The sequence below is a fragment of the Krasilnikovia sp. MM14-A1259 genome (assembly GCF_047159535.1).
Classification (GTDB): Bacteria; Actinomycetota; Actinomycetes; order Mycobacteriales; family Micromonosporaceae; genus Actinoplanes.
The window spans coordinates 1455942-1472141 of record NZ_BAAGAJ010000002.1 but is presented as its reverse complement, the minus strand read 5'-3'; the positions used below and the strand labels follow the sequence as shown (position 1 = coordinate 1472141).

The following is a 16200-nucleotide window of genomic DNA, read 5'->3' as shown; positions in this document are numbered from 1 at the left end:
CGCCCTATTTACATCTATCGAGCACCCGGGCACTCTGGGTGAGGCCCCGTCGCCGTGGCCGACCATAGCTCTCCCGGCTCATCGATCACCTGGGGGTGTCATGAGGCGCGACCAGCCACCGTTCCTGCTGTCCTGTCCCGACCGTGCCGGTGCCGCCCGGGCCGGCGAGCCGTCGGTCACCGTGGTCGGTGATTTCGACACCGGCCTGGCCGAGGTGGCCGTTTCGGGCCGCTGGGACGCCGGCCTGAAGACCACCGTGGCCGAGGTGCTGTGCGCCTGTCTGGTCGCCGAGCCTGCCGGAGTCATCGTCGATCTGCACGATCTGTCGGACCCGGCCGGGGCCAGCGCCGCCCTGTGGGGCGCGGCCCGGCTCTGGGGCGCCCAGACGCCGCCGGCGGTGCCCGTGGTGGTGTGCCTGCCCACCGCGGCGCCGCTGGCCGCGATCCTCACCCGCTGCGGTGCCCGGTGGCACCTGCCGGTCTTCGGGTCGGTGCCGGAGGCCCGAGCCGTCCTGAAAGCCCGGGCCGCCCGGCCGGACCGGCTGGTTCTGCACCTGGCCCCGGATGTCGACGCCCTGCCTCTGGTCGCGCAGACACTCGGCGAGGCGTGCGCCGCGTGGCGGGCGACAGCGCTGTACCGCACGGCCTCCGCGGTGCTCACCGAACTGGTCGCCAACGCCATCGAGCACGCGGGCACCGGCATCGATGTCGCGGTCACCCGCCGACCGGCGGGGCTGCACCTGGCCGTCCACGACCGCGACCCGCGGTTCCCGCGCGGGCCCGGCGACGTGGCCGGTGATCCGGGCGATCCCGGCCGCCGCGGCTACGGGCTACGCCTGGTCCACACCACGACGGCCGCCTGGGGCGCGGTGCCCGCCCGTACGGGGAAGATCGTGTGGGCGACCCTCACCGCGGCCGACGCCAACGCATCCGGCCCGCGGCGGCGTGCCCGGACACCTCATCCGGCGAGCTGACGCCCCGGCGATCACTGCACCGCGTCGAGCGCCTGCGCCAGGTCAGCCCACAGGTCCGCGGGGTCCTCCAGCCCCACGGACAGGCGCAGCACGCCGCCGTCCGGCTTGGCCTCGGCCGCCACGGGCCGGTGCGTGAGCGACGCCGGGTGCTGGATCAGCGAGTCGACACCGCCCAGGGACACGGCGTGGGTGATGAGCCGGCACCCAGCGGCGACGCGCGCTGCAGCGGCGTACCCGCCGGCGACCTCGAACGCCAGCACGGCGCCCGGGCCGCTGAGCTGGCGCCCCACCAGACCCGCCGGGTCGCACTCCGGGCGGCCGGGGTAGAAGACCCGGCTGACCGACGGGTGCCCGGCGAGACGGCCGGCCAGCTTGCCCGCCCCCTCCTGCTGGGCCCGCATCCGGACCGGCAGGGTCTGCAGCCCGCGGTGCAGCAGGTACGCCGCGAGCGGGTGCAGCAGTCCGCCGGTGACCGCGCGGACCCGGCGCAGCCGGGCGGCCCATTCCGGCCCGCAGGCCACGACGCCGCCCATGACGTCGCCGTGCCCGCCGATGAACTTGGTGGCCGAGTGCAGCACGAGCGCCGCGCCGTGGCGGGCGGGCTGCTGCAGCACCGGCGTGGCGAACGTGTTGTCCACCAGCAGCGGCACGTCACCGGCCTGCGCGTGCAGGGCGGCCAGGTCGACCATCTCCAGGGTCGGGTTGGCCGGGGTCTCCACGATGATCAGCCCGGTGTCCGGGCGCACCGCGGCGGCGACCGTCTCCGGCGTCGCCCAGCTCACCTCGGTGCCGAGCAGCCCCGAGTCGAGCAGGTGGTCGGTGCCGCCGTACAGCGGGCGGACGCCGACCACGTGGCGCTGCCCTGCGGCGGCCGCGGCGAGCAGGCAGGCGGTCACCGCCGCCATGCCGGAGCCGAACGCCACCGCCTCGTCGACGCCTTCCAGCTCCGCGAGCGCGGCCTCGAAACGACGCACGGTCGGGTTCGCCAGCCGCTGGTAGACCAGGCTGTCGCCGGGCACCTCGCGGCCGCCGGTGGCCAGCGCCTCGTACGCGTCGCCGCCCGACTCAACATCCGCCAGCGGGTACGTGGTGGACAGGTCGATCGGCAGGGCGTGGACGCCGAGTTCGGCAAGATCGGCGCGGCCGGCGTGGACGGCCCGGGTGTCGAGGCTGCTCTCCATGGCGCAAGGGTGCGTACCGTTCGGCACGCGGACAACAGTTCCGAATTTTATTCGGCACAGGTGGGTTGGTGCTGCAGAATGATTCGGAACACTCGGATCGGGGAGGTCACCATGGCGAACGAAATGCGGCGCGCCCCTGGGCCTGCGCAACGCCCCGCGCCCAGCGGTCTGGACGAGCTCGACCGCCGCCTCGTGGCCCTGCTGGCCGAGGACGGCCGGACACCCAACGCCACGCTCGCCGCCGAACTGGGCGTGGCGCCGTCCACGTGTCTGACCCGGCTGCGGTCGCTGCGCGAGCGCGGCGTGCTGCGCGGCTTCCACGCCGACGTCGACCTCGCGAGGGTGGGGCTGCCGATCCAGGCGATGGTGTCGGTGCGCCTCGCCGTGCACCACCGCGACCGGGTGGCCACGTTCCGGGCCGTGGCGCCGGGGCTGCCGGGCGTGGTCGCGGTCTACCACGTCACCGGGCAGGTCGACTACCTGCTGCACGTGGCGGTGGCCGACCCGGACGCGTTGCGCGATTTCGTGCTCGACCACGTGGTGAGCCGCCCGGAGGTGGCGCATGCCGAGACCAGCCTGATCTTCGAGCACGTCCGGGGCACGGCGGTGGGCCACGCCGGCTGATGGCTCAGGCCGCGGCCAGCAGCGCGACCAGGAAGTCCGCCTCCGGTGTGAACGGGCGCAGGTCCCAGCTGCTGAGCAGCAGCTCGGGCGTGAGCCCGGCCGTCGCGGCGTCGGCCAGGAACGTGTCGAAGCCGTATCCGCGGCCGGCCCCGAATCCGGCCACCACCCGCCCGTCGCCGCGCAGATGCCGCCGCAGCCGGTGCAGGATCTCCGCCCGGGTGGAGGGCGCCACGAACGTCATCACGTTGCCGGCGCAGACGATGACGTCGAAGCCGTCCGGGACGCCCGCGCCCGGCAGGTCCAACTCCGCGAGGTCGCCGACCAGCCACCGCGGCCCGGGATGCTCGGCCTCGGCGACCGCGATCAGGTCGGGGTCCAGGTCCACGCCGACGACGTCGTGCCCCGCGTCGGCCAGGAAACCGCCCACCCGGCCGGTGCCGCAGCCGGCATCGAGGATCCGGGCGCCGCGCGGCACCATCGCGTCGATCATCCGGGCCTCGCCGGCCAGGTCGGCGCCGCGCGCGGCCATGTCCCGGAACCGCTGGATGTACCACTGGGAGTGGCCGGGATTCTCGGCGACCATGCGCAGCCAGAGGTTCTCCTCGGCCATCGGTTCGTCCTTTCCGTCAGGGTGCTTCGGCGACTTCCTCGATCCAGCCGAGCGCGGCGATCGCGGTGGGGAACCCGCACGTGGTGATCGCCCCGAGCGCGACCGCGCGTACCTCGTCGAGGCTCGCGCCGGCCTGCAACGCCTTGCGGACGTTGGAGCGGACCGCGCCCTGCGCCTCGGCGCCGATGGCCGTCGCGAGCTTGAGCAGCCGGTCGGTGCGCTCGTCGAACGGGCTGCGCTCGCGCACCGCCGCGGCCACCGCGCCCTGAGCGTCGGCGACCTCCGGGAAGCGCTCCAGGAACCGGGTGTAGACACCGGGCAGGTAGTCGGACATGGGCCCTCCGCCGCATGATCGGGTCGACGCACTCACCGTAACCAGCCCGGGCCGCGGGCGGGCCCGCGGCCCGGAACTCACGCCGCGGTGGGCCGCGGCCGGGAAACTCAGCGCCGCGCGGCGTCGCGGACCAGCGCCGGTGCCGCCTGCGGCGCCGGGGCCGGTCCCCGCCGGGCGCGGTACACGACGTACGGCCGCCACAGGTACGCCAGCGGCGCGGACCACACGTGCACCAGCCGGGTGAACGGCCACAGCGCGAGGAACAGGAACCCGCCGATCGCGTGCAGCTGGTACACCAGGGGCGCCCCGGCCATCAGCTCGGTGTGCGGCTGGAACCAGAAGATCCCCCGGAACCATACCGCGATGGTCTCCCGGTAGTCGTAGCCGTCGCCGAGCAGGTTGGTGGCGACCGTGGCGGTCATGCCGAGCGTGACCATGGCGGCCAGGGCGGCGTAGAGCACCTTGTCCATGCGGGTGGTGACCCGGCGGACCCGGCCGTTGACGAAGCGCCGGGCGATCAGCAGCGCCAGCCCGACGACCAACATCGTCCCGGTCACGGTGCCGCCCCACACCGCGGTCGTGTGGTAGACGTGCTCGCTGATGCCGACCTTCTCGGTCACCGCGGCCGGGACCAGCAGGCCCATCGCATGCCCGCCGATGACCCCGAACGCGCCCAGGTGGAACAACGGGGCGCCAAGGCGCAGGATCCGGCTCTCCAGCAGTTGGCTGGTGTGGCTCGTCCATCCGAACTGGTCGTGACGCCACCGCCACACGTGCCCGGCGACGAAGACGGCGAGGCACAGGTAGGGCAGGACGATCCAGATGAGCGTGTTCATCGTGTTGCCTCCGACGCGGAGCATGCGGGATAGGGGGCGAGCGTGGCGCCATCCAGGTCGGGGCCGTAGCCGAGGGAGTCCAGTCCGACGGTTTCCACCGGAGGGCCGTCGATGGCGAGGGCGGCGACGGCGTCACGGTCGGCCTCGGTGAGCGCGGGCAGCACGGCCGCGACCGCGTCCAGCAGCAGCCGGTACGGGCTGCCCGACCCGGTCAACGCGGCCCGCAGCAGTTCGATGCCCTGCCGATGCTGGCGCAGCGGTGCCTCCCCGTCGCCGGGACCCGCCGTGGCGGCGAACTCCAGCACCACCGGCAGCAGATCGGGCAGTTCGCCGTCGGCCAGCCGCAGCCCGTGGGCGCGGTACCGCTGCTTGAGCATCAGCAGCGCCAGCCCGCGGCGGCGGGTGTCACCGTGCAGGTAGTACGTGAGGTACAGCCCGGAGCGGCGGCGCAGGTCGAACGTCTGCACGTAGTGGCGCTGCACCTCGATCGGCGCGGTGCCGAGCTGCCAGTCCAGGAACTCGCCGATCCCGGCGCGCACCAGATCGTGTTCGATCTCCGCGGCGGCAGCCCGCAGCTGCAGGCCCGCGTCGAGCAGCTCGGCGTCCGGATAGGTGAGCAGCAGCGACACCAGCTGGAAGATCCGGGCGCGGTCGGCAGGGCAGGCGCTCCCGTTGGGGCGCTCCTTCGCCATCGGCTCGGTGCGGCCGCTCATGGGGTCCCTCCCACGGGGTTGATGGTCAGCCCGCGGCGTCCGTCGGGGCGCTTCGAGAACAGGCCCGGTCGTCCCGGATGCACCTGGTCACCGCCGACCAGGTGGAAACTCTCCACCGTGGCCTGCTGCGACATCCCGGGGCCGCCCTCGCACTCCAGGGAGCATCCGGGCGCGGCGGCGGCCTGCGCTTCCAGAGCGGCGGCGTCCTTGTGGTGCGCGGGCGGGATGACGTACCGCTCGTCGTACTTGGCGATGGCGAGCAGCCGGTACATCGCCTCGACCTGGTCGCCGCTCATGCCGATGCCGTCGAGCAGTTCCTGCGCCACCGTGCCGTCCAGGGTGCGGGCCCGCATGTACGAGCGCATCGCGGCCAGCTTCATCAGTACGCCCGCCACCGCCTCCGCGTCGCCCGCGGTGAACAGCTCCGCCAGGTACTCGACGGGGATACGCAGTTCGCGGATCGTGTGGAAGACGTCGTCGGCGTCGGTGTCGTCGCGGCCGGCCGCGCCGACCGCGTCCAGCACGGGCGACAGCGGCGGCACGTACCAGACCATCGGCAGCGTGCGGTATTCCGGGTGCAACGGCAGCGCGATCTTGTATTCGCTGATCAGCCGCCACACCGGCGAGCGCTGCGCCGCGTCGATCCACTCCTGCGGCAGCCCCGAGTCCAGGGCCGCCTGCTGCACGGCCGGATCGTGCGGGTCGAGGAACACCGCCCGCTGCGCGTCCAGCAGGTCCTTCTCATCCGGTACGGACGCGGCGGCCAGCACGGCGTCCTCGTCGTACAGAACGATGCCCAGATAGCGCAGCCGCCCGACGCAGGTCTCCGAGCAGATGGTGGGCTGCCCGGCCTCGATGCGCGGGAAGCAGAACGTGCACTTCTCCGCCTTGCCGGTGGCGTGGTTGACGTACACCTTCTTGTACGGGCACGCCGACACGCACATCCGCCAGCCCCGGCACCGGTCCTGGTCGACCAGCACGATGCCGTCCTCTTCGCGCTTGTACATCGCCCCGGACGGGCACGCGGACACGCACGCCGGGTTGAGGCAGTGCTCGCAGATGCGCGGCAGGTGGAACATGAACGTCTTCTCGAACTCGAACTTCACCCGCGCCGCCGCGTCGGCCGGCATCCGGGCGATGTTCGGGTCGGTGCCCGCGTGCTCGTGGGCCCCGCCGAGGCTGTCCTCCCAGTTGGCGCCCCACGTGACCGCCATCGGCTCCCCGGTCAGCGCGGAGTGGGGCCGCTTGACCGGGGTGTCCTTCAGACCGGCGGGCGCGTTGACCAGGATGTCCTTGTCGAACGTCGCCGGCTCGTAGTAGTCGTCCAGGCTGGGCAGATCCGGGTTCGCGAAGATCCGGCTGAGCCGCTTGAGGCGGCCACCGGAACGCAACGTCAGCCGCCCCTTGCCGTCGAGCTTCCAGCCGCCGTGCCAGCGGTCCTGGTCCTCGTAGTGCTTCGGGTAGCCGATGCCCGGCTTCGTCTCGACGTTGTTGAACCAGACGTACTCGGTGCCCTCCCGGTTCGTCCAGGTCTGCTTGCACGTCACCGAGCAGGTGTGGCAGCCGATGCACTTGTCCAGGTTCATCACCATGGCGACCTGCGCGCGGATCCGCATCAGTACTCCACCTCCTGCGTGCGGCGGCGGATCACGGTGATCTCGTCGCGCTGGCTGCCGATCGGGCCGTAGTAGTTGAACGCGTACGTGAACTGGGCGTGCCCGCCCGCCAGATGCGTCGGTTTGATCAGCAGCCGGGTCATCGAGTTGTGGTAGCCGCCGCGGCGGCCGCTCTTCTCCGCCTTGGGGACGTTCACGGTGCGCTCGGGGGAGTGGTACTGGAACACCGTGCCCTCGGGCATCCGGTGGCTGACCACGGCGCGGGCCACCACGACCCCGTTGCGGTTGTGCGCCTCGATCCAGTCGTTGTCGCGTACCCCGACCTTCGCGGCGTCCTCGACGCTCATCCAGATCACCGGGCCGCCGCGCGACAGCGCCAGCATCAGCTCGTTGTCGTGGTACATCGAGTGGATGGACCACTTGGCGTGCGGCGTCAGGAACCGTACGGTCACCCCGCCGTCGACCAGCTCGCCCGGCTTGCCGAAGTGGCGCGCCATGTTCAGCGGCGGCCGGAACGCGGGCAACTGCTCGCCCAGCTCCGCCACCCAGTCGTGCTCGACGAAGAAGTGCTGCCGTCCGGTGATGGTGTGCCACGGCTTGAGCCGTTCCACATTGAGCGTGAACGGCGAGTACCGGCGCCCGCCCTTCTCCGACCCGGACCATTCCGGGCTGGTGAACACGGGCTGCGGCGCGTCCTGCGTGTCCGGGTACGTGATCCGGTCGCTCTCGTGCCCGGCGATCAGGTCCACGAACGGCTGCCCGGTGCGCTTCTCCAGCTCGGCGAACCCGGCCGCGGCCAGCGCGCCGTTCGTGGTGCCGGACAGCGCCAGGATCGCCTCGCACATCCGGTCCGCGGTGGCCAGCGACGGCCGCCCGGCGCACGGGCCCTCGGTGATCACCCCGTTCTGGTGGCGCAGGTACTCCAGTTCCGCGGTGACGTCCACGGTGATCGCCTTGGTGGTGGTGCCGAGCTTGTCGAGCAGCGGCCCGACCGCGCGCATCTTCGCGCCGATCAGCGTGTAGTCACGTTCGATCTCGACCAGCTTCGGCATCGTCTTTCCGGGCTCAGGCGCGCACTCGCCGGCCTTCCAGTCCCGGACCCGGCCGCCGGGCGTGGCCAGTTCGTCCGGGGTGTCGTGCTGCAGCGGCGCGGCCAGCACGTCGCGGCGCACCCCCAGGTGGGTCATTGCCAGCGCGCTGACCTTGTCGGCCAGGGCCAGGAACGTGTCGTAGTCGGTGTGCGCGTCGCCGGGCGGTTCGACCGCCGGGCTGAACGCGTGCACGAAGGGGTGCATGTCCGTGGTGGAGATGTCGTGCTTCTCGTACCAGGTGGCGGCGGGCAGCACGAGGTCCGAGTGCAGGCCGGTGTTGGTCATCCGGAAGTCCAGCGCGGTCAGCAGGTCGAGCTTGCCGACCGGCGCCTCGTCGCGCCACGCCACGTCGCGGGGCCGGTGGTCCGGGTCGCATTCCTCCGCGGTCGCGGACGACTCGATGCCCAGCAGATGCCGCATGAAGTACTCGTTGCCCTTGCCGGACGAACCGAGCAGGTTGGCCCGCCACAGCGTCAGGCAGCGGGGGAAGTTCGCCGGGTCGTCCGGGTCCTCCGCAACCCCCTTGAGCGTCCCGGCCTGCAGCTCGGCCACGATGTGCTCGCTGACCGTACGGCCCGCCGCGGCGGCCTCGTCGGTCAGGTCGAGCGGGTTGCGGTTGAACGCCGGGTGCCCTGGGCTCCAGCCCATCCGTTGTGCGGCGGCGACCGTGTCCGCGAACGACATGCCCGCGAACCGGCCGGTGCCCAGCGGCGACGAAAGCTCGTCGGCCGGGACCCGTTCGTAGCGCCACTGGTCGGTGTGCAGATACCAGAACGGGGTGCTGGCCTGGTGCCGGGTCGGCCGCTGCCAGTCGAACGCGAACGACAGGTGCTGCTGCCCGGTGACCGGCCGCGCCTTCTCCTGCCCGACGTAGTGCGCCCACCCGCCGCCGTTGACCCCCTGGCAGCCGGTCAGCGTGACCAGCGCGATGAACGCCCGGTACGTCATGTCGGAGTGGAACCATTGGTTCGCCCCAGCCCCCAGCGCGATCATCGAACGGCCCTTGCTGCGTTCGGCGTTGCGGGCGAACTCGCGGCCGATCCGCGTGGCCAGCGCCGCCGGTACGCCGGTGATGCGCTCCTGCCAGGCCGGAGTGTTCGGGGCGTCCGCGTCGTCGTACCCGGACGGCCACTGCCCGGGCAGGTCGCCGCGGCGTACCCCGTACTGGGCCATGAGCAGGTCGAAGACCGACGTGACCAGGTGCCCGCCGAGGTGCACGACCGGCACGCCGCGGCGGATCGTGGCCCCGCCCTCGGTGTCGCCGACGTCGAAGCGGGCCAGGTCCACCTCCACGGCCTCGTCGGCCTGGCCGAGCAGGCCCAGCGCGGGGACCACGTCGCCGAGGTCGAGGTTCCAGCGGCCCGGTTCGCCGTACCGGAAACCGAGCGAACCGTTGGGGACGACCGGCAGGCCGGTGCGCTCGTCGATCAGGACGGTCTTGTGTGTCCCTTCGTCCGCGCCCAGGTCCGCGGCCGTGAGGAAGCGGTCCGCCGCCCACCCGCCGTCGGCGGTCTCCCGAAGCGTGACCAGGAACGGCAGGTCGGTGTACCGGCGCACGTAGTCCACGAAGTACGGCACCTCGCGGTCGCGGAAGAACTCGGTCAGCACGACGTGGCCCATCGCCATGGCGAGGGCGCCGTCCGTACCCGGGTGCGGGGCCAGCCAGTCGTCGGCGAACTTGACGTTGTCGGCGTAGTCCGGGCTGACCGCGACCACCTTCGTGCCGCGGTAGCGGGCCTCGGCCAGGAAATGCGCGTCCGGCGTGCGTGTCACCGGGATGTTGGAACCCCACATCACCAGGTACGTGGCGTTCCACCAGTCGCCGGCCTCGGGCACGTCGGTCTGGTCGCCCCAGATCTGCGGGGAGGCGATCGGCAGGTCGGCGTACCAGTCGTAGAAGCTGAGCAGGGTGCCGCCGAGCAACGAGTGGTAGCGGGTGCCGGCCGCGAACGACGCCATCGACATCGCCGGGATCGGCGAGAACCCGACGACCCGGTCCGGACCGTACGTCTTGGTGGTGTAGACGTGCGCGGCGGCCATCATCGTGATGGCCTCGTCCCAGGTGGCGCGCACGAATCCGCCGCGGCCCCGCTGCGACTTGTACGCGCGCGCCTTCAGCGGGTTCTCCACGATCTCCGCCCACGCGAGCACCGGGTCGCCGAGCCGCTCGTGCGCCTCCCGGAACATCTCCGCCAGCACCCCGCGGATGTACGGGTGACGGACCCGCGAGGGCGAGTACTCGTACCAGGAGAACGAGGCGCCGCGGGGGCAGCCGCGCGGCTCGTAGTCCGGCGAGTCCGGGCCCGTCGTCGGGTAGTCCGTCGCCTGGTGCTCCCAGGTGATCAGGCCGTCCTTGACGAACACGTTCCACGAGCAGGAGCCGGTGCAGTTGACCCCGTGCGTGGAGCGGACCACCCGGTCGTAGCGCCAGCGGTCGCGGTAGAACGCCTCCCACCCGCCGTCGCCGACCTGGTGCAGCGTACGGCCGTGGTCGCCGACCGTCTCCTTGGTCAGGAACCGGCGGGCGGACAGCAGCGGTGCAGCCCCGGGCACCTGGTCCGTGGCGGGCTGGGGTTGACGGTGCGGTGACACGGGGGGCGCTCCTCGGCCTGACGCTCGACGGCCCGTGCGGGCGTCGGTATCGCGCGGCTGCGCGGTACGAGACCCAGCCTCCGCAGCACTGATCTTTCTGACGGGAGGCAGCGGTCCCGAGCTTGCCGGGACCAAAGTCCCGCCGTGCCCGGCCGAGGAAAACACCCCGTGATCCGCCCCACATTCCGGATCCGCCAGGGGCCGAAGGTCCCTATCCGTTGCGGTTTACGCCGCCGAAGACTGGACCGTGCCGAGAGCAGAGAGGGGGACGTGCATGCCGCAGCATCGGGAGCCGGCCGGGTACGGTACGGCCCGGCCGGCTCCCGCAACGGTGCGGGCGCCACGTCACGCCGCCGCCGACCGGCCGTTCATCGTCATCTGGGAGGCCACCCAGGCGTGCCCGCTGGCCTGCCGGCACTGCCGCGCCTCGGCGCGACCCTGGCGCGACGTCGCTGAGCTGAGCACGGATGAGGCAACCGACCTGATGGCCCAGGTCGCCGCGTTCGGGGATCCGCCGCCGCTGTTCGTCATCACCGGCGGCGACCCGTTCCAGCGCCCCGACCTGATGACCCTCGTACGCCGCGGCAGCGAGCTGGGACTGCCGGTGTCGGTGTCGCCGTCCGGCACACCGACACTCACCCGGACCGCGCTCGCCGACCTCCACGATGCGGGCGCCCGCGCGATCTCGTTGAGCGTCGACGCCGCCGGGCCGGTGGCGCACGACGCGTTCCGCGGCGTCGCCGGGGTGTACGCGGTGACCGCCCGCGCCTGGAAGGACGCGATCGACCTCGGACTCAAGGTGCAGATCAACACCACGGTCACCCGCGACAACGTCGCCGACCTGCCGGACATCGCGGCGCAGGTACGCGACCGCGGCGTTCTGCTGTGGAGCGTCTTCTTCCTCGTACCCACCGGCCGCGGCCGCACATTGCACGAGCTCGACGCGCAGCAGACCGAGGACGTGCTGCACCTGCTCTACGACATCGGCCTGACCGTGCCGGTCAAGACCACCGAGGCGCACCACTTCCGCCGGGTCTACCTGCAACGCAGCATTCTCGACCGCCGCGGCGTGGCCCCCGAACACGTGCTGCACTTGGGACCGCTGTACCACCGGCTCCGGCGCCGGCTCGACGAACTCGGGCTGCTGCGCGCAACCCGGCGGGCGCGCGGCGACCACCGCTGCAGGTCAGCGCCGGAAACGGATTCGTCTTCGTCTCCCACCGCGGCGACGTGCATCCCAGCGGCTTCCTGCCGGTCTCGGCGGGCAACGTACGGAACCGGCGGCTCACCGACATCTACCGCACCGCACCGATGTTCAGCGCGCTGCGTGACCCCGGGCGGCTGCGCGGCCGGTGCGGCTCCTGCGAGTTCCGTACGGTGTGCGGTGGCTCCCGGGCCCGCGCGTACGCGGTCACCGGCGAGATCTACGCCGAGGAACCGGCCTGCGCGTACAAGCCCGGCTCGTTCCCGTTCCCCGACGACGTGGCGGCGTTGCTGCCTACCTGATCACCGGCGGCCGGCCGTTCCGCGTCGGCCGCCGCACCCATCGAGGAGGACGCGATGAGCTCCCAGACCACGGCGCCGGTACGGCGCGGCGGCCGTCCGAACGACGACCTGCCCCTCGTGTATTCGTGCTCCGGATGTTCCAGCGCCGCGCAACTGGCCAACGCGCTCGCGATCCGCCTCGACCGGCTCGGCGCGGCCGAGATGTCGTGCATCGCCGGGCTGGGCGGCGACGTCCCGTCACTGCTGCGCGTGGCGCGTTCCGGGCGCCCGATCCTGGCCCTGGACGGCTGCCCCCTGGTCTGCGTCACCGCGACCCTGCGGCGGCACGGGCTGGACGCCGACCGGCACGTCGTGCTCAGCGATCACGGTGTCCGCAAACGCCGGCACGCCGACTTCGACGAGGGCGACGTCGACCGGCTGTTGCCCGTGGTCGCCGAGGCCGCTGCCGCGCTGGTTGCGCCCGCGCCGGGAAATGCGATCTGAAATACGTTGCCGTCATCGCCTGTTCCGCTTACTGTTTCTGTCACCAGGCAAGACCAACACCTTTGAACGGCAAGGAGCCTTCGATGTCACGGCACACCTCGATCGACCCCCAGCGCGCGGCGCTGTGTGGCGAGGTTGGCGTGTCCGTGCCGAAGCGGGCCGCCAACCCGTACGAAAGCATGCAAACCTACCTGGGATTACGGCGAACGCAACGCTGAGCCACCGCGTTCACTCGCCGCCCTCCCAGCCGGGACCGGGCGGCTTTTCTTTTCCACCCTTATGGGCGTAGCTCAATTCGGTAGAGCAGCGGTCTCCAACACCGTGTGTTGTGGGTGCGATTCCTGCCGCCCGTGCGACACCCCGGCAATGCCGGCGGTCACGAAATTTGAGAATTCCACAGTGGATGGCATAACGAAGATGCCCTCGGCCGTGCGTGGTATAGCGCCGCTCTCGGCCGCGGGTGATCCGGAGCGAGGGAGCTGGGAAACCCGCCTGCTTTGGGAGCAGGACATGCCGGGTTCGATTCCCGGGCTCCGGACTTTCGGGCCGCACGTCACAGGTGTGCGGCGCTGCTCGGCAGGCAGCGCGTGCGGGGTTCGATACCCCGGCGGTCCACGCCAAGGCAACACTTTTCGGGCCGTTGGAGTAGCGGTTATCTCGCCTGACTCTCGATCAGGAGATCACGGGTTCGAATCCCGTACGGCCTACTCGCGCAACCGGTGGGGGCTCAGCTAGGCTGCCTGGCTTTGACCCAGGTCGGGAAGGTTCGAATCCTTCGCCCCCAGCAGATGTCCCTTTCTCGCCGTCGTAGCTCAGACCTGGTCAGAGCGCGGTCCTGGTACGACCGAGGTCACCGGTTCGAATCCGGCCGACGACTCCACGCCAGTGCAGCACGACCGGTGGTGCACCGCTCTCGTAACGCGGAGGTAGGCGGTTCGAGTCCGCCCGCTGGCTCTCTCGCCCGGCTGGGCAAATTGGCAAAGCCGCCGCATTCAAAATGTGGAGTATCTCGGGGTTCGAATCCCCGGCCGGGTACGTCATACGGGCTCGTAGCTCATCAGGTAGAGCGCCGCTCTTGCACAGCGGAGGTGGCCGGTTCGAGTCCGGCCGGGTCCACGCAGCAGCCGGCCGCCCGTACGCGGGTGTCCGACGATGTCCCGTTAGCTCAGTGGTCAGAGCGTCCGCCTGTCGAGCGGAGGGCCGCCGGTTCGAGTCCGGTACGGGGCGCCGAGGGAGGATGGCCGAGAGGCTTAAGGCACCGGCTTGCTAAGCCGGAGACGAGCAATCGTCCGCGGGTTCGAATCCCGCTCCTTCCGCACATTTTCGGGCTGTGGCGCAGCTTGGTAGCGCACCGGTCTGGGGGACCGGGGGTCGTCGGTTCGAATCCGGCCAGCCCGACTGTGGAGGAGCCAGCCGACGTGGTGACGGCACCCCGTTCGAAGCGGGACGAGCTCATGGGCCTTGGCGGTTCGACTCCGCCCTCCTCCGCGCAAATCTGGAAGGTGACCGGCCGGGCGAGGAGCACCGTTGGAAGCGGTGTACGACGCGACATGCGTCGCCGGGGTTCGAGTCCCCGACCTTCCGCGCACACGCGCGCCGCTAGCTGAGTGGTTTAGCACCGCACTCTTAATGCGGGGAGCAGGGTTCGATCCCCTGGCGGCGTACCAACCCCCGGCGGCTCGACGGACGAGCGGCGGCCTCCTAAGCCGACGGGTGCCAGTTCGACTCTGGCCCGGGGGAAGAACATTGGCCGCCCGCGCCTGACTGGACGGGCTCCGGACTTTTACTCCGGACTGTGGGGGTTCGAGTCCCTCGGGCGGCACTGCGGGGAGGAGCACCGGTCGTGCTCAACGGCCTCATAAGCCGAGTCAGGTGGGTTCGACTCCCACCCCCGCTCCCGCTCGGGTAGCTCAGCAGGAAGAGCGCCACCTCGACATGGTGGAGGTCGCCGGTTCGATCCCGGCCCGGAGCACACGAACGCGCGTTCGGCTATGGGTAGGCTCCCGGCCTTTCAAGCAGGGGGAACGGGTTCGAGTCCCGTACGCGCGACTGACCCGGCCCGCACGACATGTGCGGCCGGGCGTAGTTGCCCTGATAGCTCAAGGGCACACAGCATGTTCTGGCCCGTGTAGCTCAGTGGGAGAGCGCCGTCGTCACAAGGCGGTTGTCCCAGGTTCGAATCCTGGTGCGGGTACTGGCCCTTCGGGGCCGCAAGTGTGGCTGTAGCTCAGTGGCAGAGCGCCAGGTTGTGGCCCTGGAGGCGCCGGTTCAACTCCGGCCAGTCACCCCATGCGGGCGCGCCGACGCGGGAGAGTCGGGCCTGCCTGTAAAGCAGGTGCCTTGCTGAGCGGGTTCGAATCCCGCCGCCCGCACCACCTCCGCCCCGTGCCACGGGACGGACGTCGTTAGTTCGCCGCTCTCCGACGGGGGCGGCACCCGCCCTCGTAGCTCAGCGGACAGAGCACCGGGTTCCGAACCCGGGGGCCGCTGGTTCGAACCCAGCCGGGGGTACGCCATGCCCGAATGCCCGAGAGGTAAGGGGCCCGCCTGCAAAGCGGGTGTTCGCCGGTTCGAGTCCGGCTTCGGGTTCTGCCTTCGTCATGCCATCCGCTGTGGGATCAGACGCAGACGGGCGCTGGAGCCCTCCGCCCCTCATAAGGGCGGTCCGCTCGGTTCGAGCCCGAGGTCTGCGACGACGTGGTCCTGCGAATGGGGCCGCGGGCCGGTGCGTTCCCTGTCCGGGAGCTCGTGCCCGGCTACCGTCGCGGGGTGCATGATGATCCGGCGGTGCGCCGTTACCACGACGAGGTCGACGGGCCCGAGGTCGAGCTTCCGCGTGGTGACGTCACCGAGGGTGTGGTCCGGGTGGGCGGCACTGTCCGCCGGCCGTTTCAGCCCCAGAGCCTCGCGGTCGCCGGCTACCTCGACCATCTCGAACGGGCCGGGTTCCCCGCGAGCCCGCGCTATCTCGGGCGCGACAACAAGGGTCGTGACGTCCTGACGTACCTGGAAGGGGACGTTCCGGGGGACCCGCCGCAGCGATGGGCTGCCGATGACGGCCTGCTGGCGAGCGTCGCGCGCCTGGTGCGGCGGCTGCACGAGGCGTCGTGGGGGTACGCGGCGGATCGTCACTTCGCGGCGCCGGCGGGCTCGGCCTGGGGCCGTGATCTCGTGCGGGTCGAGGTGCCGATCGAGGACCCGACGCCCGAGCTGGTGTCGCACGGCGATGTCACCCCGCAGAACGTCGCGGTACGCGGGGGCGTGGCGGTTGGCCTTCTCGACTTCGACCTGGCCGGTCCGACCGGCCGCCTGCTGGATGTCTACAACACCGCCATGCACTGGGTGCCGCTGCGGCCTCCGGAGGACATCTGGCCGGCCTGGCGCGGCCTGGTCGATCAAGCGGCGCGGCTGCGGCTGTTCGCCGATGCGTACGGGCTGTCTGCCGGGCAGCGTGCCGCTCTTCCGGAGTTGGGCATCGTCCGGGCGGAGGTGAGCTGGTTACGCATGAAGGCTGCCGCGGAGCAGCTGGGCGGCGGCTGGGCGCGGATGTGGGCCGACGGGGTCGGAGACGCGATCCGCCGACGCCAGGCATGGCTCACCGCGCGACGAGGCGACTTCGCCGTCGTCCTGCGCTGACCGTA

At 71.5% G+C, this 16200-nt stretch carries 11 protein-coding genes, 24 tRNA genes and 1 pseudogene; 29 read left to right on the top strand and 7 right to left on the bottom strand.

Going from position 1 to position 16200, the window contains the following annotated elements; translation table 11 throughout:
• Positions 1 to 100 precede the first annotated feature (100 nt).
• Positions 101 to 973: an ATP-binding protein gene (locus tag ACMCNK_RS06375; protein ID WP_412735450.1), complete on the top strand. Its 873-nt coding sequence runs from the start codon at positions 101 to 103 to the stop codon at positions 971 to 973.
• A gap of 11 nt (positions 974 to 984) precedes the next feature.
• Here ACMCNK_RS06375 and ACMCNK_RS06370 read toward each other — a convergent pair whose 3' ends face one another.
• Positions 985 to 2154, bottom strand: coding sequence for a trans-sulfuration enzyme family protein (locus ACMCNK_RS06370; protein WP_412735449.1), 1170 nt, complete (start codon positions 2152 to 2154; stop codon positions 985 to 987).
• 123 nt (positions 2155 to 2277) lie between these two features.
• On the opposite strand from ACMCNK_RS06370, the gene ACMCNK_RS06365 reads away from it, so the two are divergent.
• Positions 2278 to 2778 (top strand): Lrp/AsnC family transcriptional regulator, encoded by a 501-nt coding sequence (locus ACMCNK_RS06365; protein WP_412740762.1) that lies wholly within the window; start codon positions 2278 to 2280, stop codon positions 2776 to 2778.
• A 4-nt stretch (positions 2779 to 2782) separates the two neighbouring features.
• On the opposite strand, the gene ACMCNK_RS06360 is transcribed toward ACMCNK_RS06365, so the two are convergent.
• From ACMCNK_RS06360 to ACMCNK_RS06335, 6 genes are all read right to left on the bottom strand, one after another.
• Positions 2783 to 3388, bottom strand: a complete 606-nt coding sequence (locus tag ACMCNK_RS06360) for a class I SAM-dependent methyltransferase (protein WP_412735448.1) — start codon at positions 3386 to 3388, stop codon at positions 2783 to 2785.
• 16 nt (positions 3389 to 3404) lie between these two features.
• Positions 3405 to 3722: a carboxymuconolactone decarboxylase family protein gene (locus ACMCNK_RS06355; RefSeq protein WP_412735447.1), complete on the bottom strand. Its 318-nt coding sequence runs from the start codon at positions 3720 to 3722 to the stop codon at positions 3405 to 3407.
• 107 nt (positions 3723 to 3829) lie between these two features.
• A complete protein-coding gene (gene narI / locus ACMCNK_RS06350; protein ID WP_412735446.1) occupies positions 3830 to 4558 on the bottom strand; it encodes a respiratory nitrate reductase subunit gamma in 729 nt (242 codons plus the stop codon).
• Complete coding sequence (gene narJ / locus ACMCNK_RS06345; RefSeq protein WP_412740761.1) at positions 4555 to 5250, bottom strand: nitrate reductase molybdenum cofactor assembly chaperone; 696 nt, start codon at positions 5248 to 5250, stop codon at positions 4555 to 4557. The genes narI and narJ overlap by 4 nt, the downstream gene beginning before the upstream one ends.
• Before the next feature lie 17 nt (positions 5251 to 5267).
• Entirely contained in the window at positions 5268 to 6887 is a 1620-nt protein-coding gene (gene narH / locus ACMCNK_RS06340) for a nitrate reductase subunit beta (RefSeq protein WP_412735445.1), read from the bottom strand.
• Positions 6887 to 10570 (bottom strand): nitrate reductase subunit alpha, encoded by a 3684-nt coding sequence (locus tag ACMCNK_RS06335; RefSeq protein ID WP_412735444.1) that lies wholly within the window; start codon positions 10568 to 10570, stop codon positions 6887 to 6889. Before ACMCNK_RS06335 ends, narH begins: the two co-directional genes overlap by 1 nt.
• Positions 10571 to 10844: 274 nt before the next feature.
• Between ACMCNK_RS06335 and ACMCNK_RS06330 the strand changes: the two are divergent.
• The 27 genes and pseudogenes from ACMCNK_RS06330 (at position 10845) to ACMCNK_RS06200 (ending at position 16195) form a co-directional block, all read left to right on the top strand.
• Positions 10845 to 12076 (top strand): annotated as a pseudogene (locus ACMCNK_RS06330) (TIGR04053 family radical SAM/SPASM domain-containing protein).
• A gap of 54 nt (positions 12077 to 12130) precedes the next feature.
• Positions 12131 to 12559 carry a putative zinc-binding protein gene (locus tag ACMCNK_RS06325; protein WP_412735443.1) on the top strand — a complete coding sequence of 143 codons (429 nt, stop codon included), beginning with the start codon at positions 12131 to 12133 and terminating at the stop codon, positions 12557 to 12559.
• Positions 12560 to 12838: 279 nt separating this feature from the next.
• Positions 12839 to 12912 (top strand) — tRNA-Trp (locus tag ACMCNK_RS06320).
• Between the two features lie 112 nt (positions 12913 to 13024).
• Positions 13025 to 13097, top strand: a tRNA-Pro gene (locus ACMCNK_RS06315).
• 96 nt (positions 13098 to 13193) lie between these two features.
• A tRNA-Glu gene (locus ACMCNK_RS06310) sits at positions 13194 to 13266 on the top strand.
• Positions 13267 to 13279: 13 nt separating this feature from the next.
• Positions 13280 to 13344 (top strand) — tRNA-OTHER (locus ACMCNK_RS06305).
• Between the two features lie 16 nt (positions 13345 to 13360).
• Positions 13361 to 13439, top strand: a tRNA-Thr gene (locus tag ACMCNK_RS06300).
• Between the two features lies 1 nt (position 13440).
• A tRNA-Thr gene (locus ACMCNK_RS06295) sits at positions 13441 to 13513 on the top strand.
• A gap of 5 nt (positions 13514 to 13518) precedes the next feature.
• Positions 13519 to 13594 (top strand) — tRNA-Leu (locus ACMCNK_RS06290).
• A gap of 8 nt (positions 13595 to 13602) precedes the next feature.
• Positions 13603 to 13675: transfer RNA gene (locus ACMCNK_RS06285), tRNA-Ala, on the top strand.
• A gap of 38 nt (positions 13676 to 13713) precedes the next feature.
• Positions 13714 to 13786: transfer RNA gene (locus ACMCNK_RS06280), tRNA-Asp, on the top strand.
• A 4-nt stretch (positions 13787 to 13790) separates the two neighbouring features.
• Positions 13791 to 13875, top strand: a tRNA-Ser gene (locus ACMCNK_RS06275).
• Between the two features lie 8 nt (positions 13876 to 13883).
• A tRNA-Pro gene (locus ACMCNK_RS06270) sits at positions 13884 to 13957 on the top strand.
• Positions 13958 to 13961: 4 nt separating this feature from the next.
• A tRNA-Ser gene (locus ACMCNK_RS06265) sits at positions 13962 to 14047 on the top strand.
• Between the two features lie 9 nt (positions 14048 to 14056).
• Positions 14057 to 14143: transfer RNA gene (locus ACMCNK_RS06260), tRNA-Ser, on the top strand.
• Positions 14144 to 14152: 9 nt separating this feature from the next.
• Positions 14153 to 14226, top strand: a tRNA-Lys gene (locus ACMCNK_RS06255).
• A 1-nt stretch (position 14227) separates the two neighbouring features.
• Positions 14228 to 14299 (top strand) — tRNA-Arg (locus tag ACMCNK_RS06250).
• Positions 14300 to 14308: 9 nt separating this feature from the next.
• Positions 14309 to 14381 (top strand) — tRNA-Lys (locus ACMCNK_RS06245).
• Between the two features lie 2 nt (positions 14382 to 14383).
• A tRNA-Met gene (locus tag ACMCNK_RS06240) sits at positions 14384 to 14455 on the top strand.
• Between the two features lie 3 nt (positions 14456 to 14458).
• Positions 14459 to 14531, top strand: a tRNA-Val gene (locus tag ACMCNK_RS06235).
• A gap of 6 nt (positions 14532 to 14537) precedes the next feature.
• Positions 14538 to 14608 (top strand) — tRNA-Glu (locus ACMCNK_RS06230).
• Between the two features lie 73 nt (positions 14609 to 14681).
• Positions 14682 to 14753 (top strand) — tRNA-Val (locus tag ACMCNK_RS06225).
• A gap of 22 nt (positions 14754 to 14775) precedes the next feature.
• Positions 14776 to 14849 (top strand) — tRNA-His (locus ACMCNK_RS06220).
• A gap of 1 nt (position 14850) precedes the next feature.
• Positions 14851 to 14934: transfer RNA gene (locus ACMCNK_RS06215), tRNA-Tyr, on the top strand.
• Positions 14935 to 14997: 63 nt separating this feature from the next.
• A tRNA-Arg gene (locus ACMCNK_RS06210) sits at positions 14998 to 15070 on the top strand.
• 6 nt (positions 15071 to 15076) lie between these two features.
• Positions 15077 to 15148 (top strand) — tRNA-Cys (locus tag ACMCNK_RS06205).
• Positions 15149 to 15328: 180 nt separating this feature from the next.
• On the top strand, positions 15329 to 16195 hold the full coding sequence (locus ACMCNK_RS06200; RefSeq protein WP_412735442.1) for a phosphotransferase: 867 nt from the start codon (positions 15329 to 15331) through the stop codon (positions 16193 to 16195).
• The last annotated feature ends 5 nt before the right edge of the window (positions 16196 to 16200 follow it).

Bases quoted from the DNA above. Each gene is read 5' to 3' on its own strand.
- narI (WP_412735446.1), bottom strand. From the start codon at position 4,558: ATGAACACGCTCATCTGGATCGTCCTGCCCTACCTGTGCCTCGCCGTC.
- ACMCNK_RS06360 (WP_412735448.1), bottom strand. From the start codon at position 3,388: ATGGCCGAGGAGAACCTCTGGCTGCGCATGGTCGCCGAGAATCCCGGC.
- ACMCNK_RS06375 (WP_412735450.1), top strand. From the start codon at position 101: ATGAGGCGCGACCAGCCACCGTTCCTGCTGTCCTGTCCCGACCGTGCC.
- ACMCNK_RS06325 (WP_412735443.1), top strand. From the start codon at position 12,131: ATGAGCTCCCAGACCACGGCGCCGGTACGGCGCGGCGGCCGTCCGAAC.
- narJ (WP_412740761.1), bottom strand. From the start codon at position 5,250: ATGGCGAAGGAGCGCCCCAACGGGAGCGCCTGCCCTGCCGACCGCGCC.
- narH (WP_412735445.1), bottom strand. From the start codon at position 6,887: ATGCGGATCCGCGCGCAGGTCGCCATGGTGATGAACCTGGACAAGTGC.
- ACMCNK_RS06355 (WP_412735447.1), bottom strand. From the start codon at position 3,722: ATGTCCGACTACCTGCCCGGTGTCTACACCCGGTTCCTGGAGCGCTTC.
- ACMCNK_RS06370 (WP_412735449.1), bottom strand. From the start codon at position 2,154: ATGGAGAGCAGCCTCGACACCCGGGCCGTCCACGCCGGCCGCGCCGAT.
- ACMCNK_RS06365 (WP_412740762.1), top strand. From the start codon at position 2,278: ATGCGGCGCGCCCCTGGGCCTGCGCAACGCCCCGCGCCCAGCGGTCTG.